Consider the following 1594-nt stretch of genomic DNA (forward strand, 5'->3'; position numbering starts at 1 on the left):
CTCTATCCGTCCCTGTGCACGCGATACCAAACCGCTTCCACCGTCACTGGACGGCACAGCGGTGGTGCAGCTGATACGCCAATTGGACATCGCCAAAACCTACCGCGCGCTGCTCACGACCCACCTCACCTCAGACACCGACGATACCCGCGAACGCCGTGCGCTGTTTTGCCGCCAACTGCCTTGGCAGCTGTTGCGCCATGCCCATGAAGAAAAGCTCGAAGAGCGCCTGAGCGCGACCGCCTGGGGCTTTGTCCAGCACGTCATCGACATGCCGGACGCCGTGGCGCGCGCGCTGGTCAGCACCGCCACGGCGGTCATGCGCTCACTGGCGCTGGTCGTCACCCCGGGCGCGCAGCCGGTCACGGTGCTGGGGATGTACCTGATCAGTCGTGCGCCACCCATGTCGGGGCCACTCGTGTTGTACGCCCCTCACAGCCCGTTGCGGGTGTTCACGGAGTTCGCAGGCGAGGCGCAACTGCTTGATGACATCAATCGCCCCGGCCCGCTTCAGGAGTGGATCATCCACCAGTTGGACGCGTCGCATCAGGCAACCTACCGCAACCTGTTGCGCCCCTCGCCGCCCACGGGCCAGGCAGATATTCGCCTGGCAACGAACCCGGTCCGGGGCAATGTCCTGACCCGGCTGTTTCACGACAACGCTTTGCAGTTGATCAAGATGCTCGCGGGGCAATTCGACCTGGACGGCGGGCATGCCTGGGGCAGCATTACCCAGTTGCTGCGCAAAGGCGCAATCGGCGCCCTGCACTTTATCGCCGGCAAACTCAGCTACCCGTGGGTGGTATGGCGCAGTTTCAAGCTGTTTCTGGGGTCTGCCGAAGCCCTGCAACAGCAACGTTTCGGTGAAGGCCTGCACGCGTTCGCCCTGGGCCTGGCGACCCTCGCTTCGCTGCGAAATGGGCTTGACGAGTCGTTCGCACCCGAGCCCGACCCTGCGCCGCCCGCTCAGGCTTTCGCCGCGAATATCACCGACCCGGCGCGCACCCGCATGCGACACTTTGAAGCCGGCACGGTGGCGTTATCGGACCTGCAACAAAGCCCGCAAAGCTACGTCTATTCCCAGTCGGCCAGCAACCGCCACTATGTGCCGATGGCAGGCAAGGTTTTCCCGGTCAGCCGGGCCGGTGAACGATGGCGTGTAGGCCTGGCACCGGAGCTGGGCCCTTTTGTAGAACGCAACGCCTTGGGTCAATGGGTGCTGGACCTCAGCGGACATGACCCGCGATTCGGTCCGGCGCTCTCACGCTATATGGAGCGTCTCGAAACACGCAGGGCCGAGCGCGAGTCGATCAATGTAGAAGCAGCGGGCATGCCGGCCATTCGCGCACTGTCACCCGCCAGGGCTGAGTGCATCGACAGAGCACTCAACGTCGCGACGTACTACACCGTCACCTGCCTGCGCAACCTTACGCTGTTTGCACGCCAACCCGACCCCAACTCACGTACCGCCCTGTTCCTGACCGAGATGTTTGGCGTGTTGAACGTCAGCCCGGAGCAAGTGGCGAAAATCATCACTTGCGTCGAAGCAATCATCCAAGGGCTGACCGAATACACGTTGACTCACCCCCACTCA

General features: G+C 63.2%; 1 protein-coding gene. It reads left to right on the top strand.

All coding sequences use genetic code 11. The annotated features are described in order from the left end of the window. Positions 1 to 46: 46 nt before the first annotated feature. Positions 47 to 1594: dermonecrotic toxin domain-containing protein (locus WBB95_RS09210; RefSeq protein WP_424487304.1), on the top strand; the 1548-nt coding region annotated here is incomplete at its 3' end.

It is taken from the genome of Pseudomonas sp. (genome assembly GCF_049645325.1).
GTDB lineage: Bacteria > Pseudomonadota > Gammaproteobacteria > Pseudomonadales > Pseudomonadaceae > Aquipseudomonas.